The following is a 4,309-nucleotide window of genomic DNA, read 5'->3' as shown; positions in this document are numbered from 1 at the left end:
AGGCGGTGCGGGTCAGCACGTTCATCGCGTTGTCCAGCGACGCGAAGTCGCTGTTCAGCAGGGTGCCGGCGACGCACAGCAGCGCCAGCCCGACGACGGGACCGACGCCGTGCAGCCAGGAGCCGAACGACCTTGCGCGGTCAAGCCTCCCCTCTACCACGGCAAAGCCCCTGGACGGTCGTTCCTCGGCCTAGTTCTTCGTTCCGGTCGCATGGGAAATCAGTTCCTCCTCGGTCAGGTGTTGCGCATCGACCATGGCCTCAAGGCGGCCCGCCCGCATCACGGCGACCCGATGGCACAGGCCCACCAGTTCCATCAGCTCGGACGACACCACGATCACGCCATGTCCCTCCCGCGCCAGCCGCTGGATCAGGAAGTAGATGTCCCGCTTGGCTCCGACATCGACGCCGCGCGTCGGCTCGTCCAGGACGATGACCTTCGGCCGGGGGTGCAGCACCTTCGCCAGCGCCAGCTTCTGCTGGTTGCCGCCCGACAGCGACGATGCCCGGATGTCGAGCGACCCGGTCCGGATGCCGAAGTCCTTCACCGCCGCCTCAAGCGCCCGCATCTCGTCGCCGGGCCGAAGCCACGGTTTCGCGTAGTGCTCCAGCGCCATCAGCGTCAGGTTCTCCCGCAGGCCGAAGCCGACATGCAGCCCCTTGCCCTTGCGGTCCTCACTCAAATAAGTCAGCCCCTGGGCCACCGCGTCGCGCGGGTTCCGGATGCGGATCTCGCGGCCGTCCAGTTCGATCCGTTCCACGGTATGGGGCCGCAATCCCAGAAGCCCTTCGAACAGTTCCGTCCGCCCGGCTCCGACAAGCCCGGCGAACCCCAGGATCTCGCCCGGCATGACCTCGAACCCGACATCCCGCGCCCAGCCCGGCACCGTCATGCCGACGACCTTGAGCCGGGGGACGGCGCCGGCCGACGATGGGGCGGGGGAGGGATCCTTGGGCGGATACAGGTCGGACAGCTCGCGCCCGACCATCAGGTTCGCCATCTCGCGCCGGGTCAACTCGGCCGTCGGACGGCGGGTGACGAAGCGGCCGTCGCGCATGACGATCACCTCGTTGGTCGTCCGCTCGACCTCGTCCAGCTTGTGCGAGATATAGACGATGGTCACGCCGGCCTCGTGCAGCCGGCCCATCAGCCTGAACAGCGCCTCGGTCTCTCCCGGCGTCAGCGAGGCGGTCGGCTCGTCCATGATCAGGAGGCGGGCACTGCGCGCCAGCGCCTTTGCGATCTCGACCAGTTGCTTTTCCGCGACGATCAGGTGCCGCACCGGCGTATCCGGGTTCTTGTCCAGGCCGACCTGCGCCAGTACCCGCGCGGTTTCGGCCCGCATCGCCGCATCGTCGAGCCACCAGCCGCGCTTCTTCTCATGGCCCAGGAAGATGTTCTGCGCGATGGTCAGGTCTTCGGCGAGGTTGAATTCCTGGTGGATCAGGACGATGCCGGCGGCTTCCGCCGCGCGCGAGTTGTTGAAGACCGTGGCTTCGCCGTCGACGAACACCGCGCCTTCGGTCGGCTGCTCGTAGCCGCTCAGGATCTTCATCAGCGTCGACTTGCCGGCGCCGTTCTCGCCGAGAAGCCCATAGACGCCGCCGCGCGGCAGTTCGAAGCTGACGCCGTGAAGGACCCGGACGGTGCCGAACTCCTTCACGATGTTCTCGAAACGGACCGCAATGCTCATCCGCGCCGGCTCCCCCTCCCGTTTGGCCGTCTGATCGCGGCTTAGGACGCCACTGTGAAGCGGGCCTCCCCGAGCGTCAAGCTAGATCGTTGATCCAAAAGGGCATATTGGCCGGCAAGGCTTTATGGCCGGGCTTAGCGGCTCAGCCGCCGGGCCGCCGCAGCTCGGTCGCGAAGAAGACCAGCGCCGCCAGCGCCAGGACGCCGCCGGTCAGCATCGACGTCCACCAGCCGCCATGATGGTAGGTCAGCGTCGCCACCGCCGACCCGCCGGCGCCCAGCAGGAAGACGATGGTCATGTAGACGGAGTTCATCCGGCCGCGCGCCTCGCTGGCAAGCGAGTAGATCACCCTCTGGCCCAGCACCTGATTGACCTGCGTCGCCGCGTCCAGCGTCACCGCGAACACGACCAGCGCCGCGAGGGAGGGCAGGGCCGCCGCCCAGCCCGCAAGGAAGCAGCTGATCATGACGGTGCCGAGCGCCACACCCGTCCCGATCCTCACATAACCCCTGTCGCCCAGCCGTCCGGCGAGCGGCGCCGCCAGCGCGCCTCCGGCGCCCGCCAGCGCGAACAGCGCGATCCCCTTCTGCCCATAGCCGAAGAGGTTCGCCAGCATCAGGGGCGCCGCCGTCCAGAAGATGTTGAAGATGGCGAAGACGATGCCCTGGTAGACCGCCCGCCGCTGAAGCGCCGGCGTCGTCAGCAGGATGCTCCACATCGAGGCCAGCATCCGTCCATAGCCCCCATGCGCCGGTTTCGGCTTGCCGCCGCCGGACCCGTGGCTGTGGGGCAGGGCCTTCGCCAGCCATGCGGTCAGCAGCAGCATCAGGCCGGCGGAGACCCAGAACACCGCCCGCCAGCCCAGCGTATCGGCAAGCATGCTGGATACCGGCCGCGCCAGCATGATGCCCGCCAGCAGGCCCGCCATGACGTTGCCGATGGTGCGTCCGCGCCGTTCCTCCGGCGTCAGCGCGGCGGCGAACGGCACCACGACCTGAGCGCCGGCCGAACAGAAACCGACCGCGACCGAAGCTGCCAGGAAGAGCGTGGAGGAAGAGGAAACCGCGACCCCGGCCAGCGCCGCCGCGGCGCAGAGCAGGGTGGTCAGGATCAGCCGGCGGTTCTCGATGCGGTCGGCGAGCGAGACCACCAGCAGCAGCCCGGCGCCGTAGCCGAGCTGGGTCAGCGTGACGATCAGGCCGGAGATGTTCTCGCCAAGCCCAAGCTCGGGCGCTATCAGGCCGATCAGCGGCTGGGCGTAATATAGATTGGCGACCATGGCGCCGCAGGTCGCGGCGCAGGCGACCGTCAGCGCCGGCGACAGGCCGTGACCGGCCTTCGCGTCCTCCGCCGTGGACGCGGTAGCAGACTGCGCGAGTGTGCGCATGCGGAACTCTCCCCTGAATTTCGCCGCGTCGGCGGCGGAGTGGAGAGCATGCGCTTCCATGGGATTTCGCAAATGGGCGCATGCCCGCAACGGCAACCGCTGCGGGCCTGCGATGTTCCGGCAAGCGCCTTCGCTTCAGCGACGGCGCTTCGGCGTCGTTACATCATCCCCATCGCGCCGGCCAGCAGGCCGTCGGCTTTCTGCCGCTGGTCCTCCGTCAGCACAGCGTAGAGCGGACCGGCCGTCGCTTCGACCGCCTTCAAGGCCTCGGCATGGCTGGACATCATCCGCGCCTTGCCCTGCACCGTCTGCAACCAGCTCTTTTGCGGCGAAGCCTTGGGCGCCATCATCTGGTCGTGCATGGACCGGTGGACCTCGGCGTTCTTGCGGAGCGCTCCGGCGAAGGCGTTCCACTGCTCCCGCTGGCCGTCGGTGATGCCGATTTCCGTCTGAAGGAACGCGATACGGCCTTCGATATGCTCGAACGGCATGCCCATGCCCATGCCCATGCGCATGCCCATGCCGGCCTCGCGCCTCGTCCCGTCCATCATCGGGCAATCCATCGAAGCGCCGCCCTGGCCGCCCATCTGCATGCCGTTCATGCCCCGCATCGGCATCGGCATCGGCATCGGCATCGGCATGGATGAACCGGGTGCCGGAGCGGCCTGGGATTCCTCCGCCTGGGTGCCGGGATGATGGATCTGATGGTCGTCGGATTGCGCTTGCACGGCCGGGCTGAAGGCCAGTACCGCGAGGACGGGAAGCGCCAGACGAACGAGTGATCTCATGATGTCCTCCAAAATGGCCGCCGGTCAGCTTGCGAGCGGATTCCGGAAAGCATAGTCCGCGTCCGCGCCGCTCTCCTTAATCCAAATCAACCGTTATCTGAATCAACTTCCAGCCGCAGGCGCCAGCTCCGCCCAGGCCGCACGCAGCACGTCCGCCGGCAGATCGCGGGTTATCAGCACCAGCCGGGTCCGCCGATCGGCGTCCGGCCAGTTCTCCAGCGCCACGGGTGGATGAAAGACGTGGTGGACGCCATGGACCACGACCGGCCCGGCCTCGCCCCGAAGGTCGAAGATGCCTTTGACCCGCAGCAGGCTCTCGCCGTATTGGGCACGAAGCGCCGACAGCCAGTCGTTGACGCCGGCCCATTCCAGCGGCCCGTCATGGGTCAGGCAGGTCGCCGCGATCCGTGCATCGTGCCGGTTGACGTCGTGGCAATGACG

4 protein-coding genes are annotated in these 4,309 nt (G+C 67.8%); all 4 read right to left on the bottom strand.

Going from position 1 to position 4,309, the window contains the following annotated elements:
* Window positions 1-190 precede the first annotated feature (190 nt).
* Complete coding sequence (locus AC5JJ6_RS01025; protein ID WP_496040252.1) at window positions 191-1,693, bottom strand: sugar ABC transporter ATP-binding protein; 1,503 nt, start codon at window positions 1,691-1,693, stop codon at window positions 191-193.
* A 142-nt stretch (window positions 1,694-1,835) separates the two neighbouring features.
* A complete protein-coding gene (locus AC5JJ6_RS01020; RefSeq protein WP_496040251.1) occupies window positions 1,836-3,080 on the bottom strand; it encodes an MFS transporter in 1,245 nt (414 codons plus the stop codon).
* Window positions 3,081-3,238: 158 nt separating this feature from the next.
* Window positions 3,239-3,868 carry a Spy/CpxP family protein refolding chaperone gene (locus AC5JJ6_RS01015; RefSeq protein ID WP_496040250.1) on the bottom strand — a complete coding sequence of 210 codons (630 nt, stop codon included), beginning with the start codon at window positions 3,866-3,868 and terminating at the stop codon, window positions 3,239-3,241.
* Window positions 3,869-3,970: 102 nt separating this feature from the next.
* The coding region (locus tag AC5JJ6_RS01010) for a CobW C-terminal domain-containing protein (RefSeq protein ID WP_496040249.1) at window positions 3,971-4,309 on the bottom strand (339 nt) is incomplete at its 5' end.

The organism is Skermanella sp., assembly GCF_059503625.1.
Note: the sequence above shows the minus strand (reverse complement) of the source record. Positions and strands in the feature narration are given on the sequence as shown.

Excerpts from the sequence above, each read along its gene's own strand:
- AC5JJ6_RS01025 (WP_496040252.1), bottom strand. The coding sequence starts at position 1,693 with ATGAGCATTGCGGTCCGTTTCGAGAACATCGTGAAGGAGTTCGGCACC.
- AC5JJ6_RS01015 (WP_496040250.1), bottom strand. The coding sequence starts at position 3,868 with ATGAGATCACTCGTTCGTCTGGCGCTTCCCGTCCTCGCGGTACTGGCC.
- AC5JJ6_RS01020 (WP_496040251.1), bottom strand. The coding sequence starts at position 3,080 with ATGCGCACACTCGCGCAGTCTGCTACCGCGTCCACGGCGGAGGACGCG.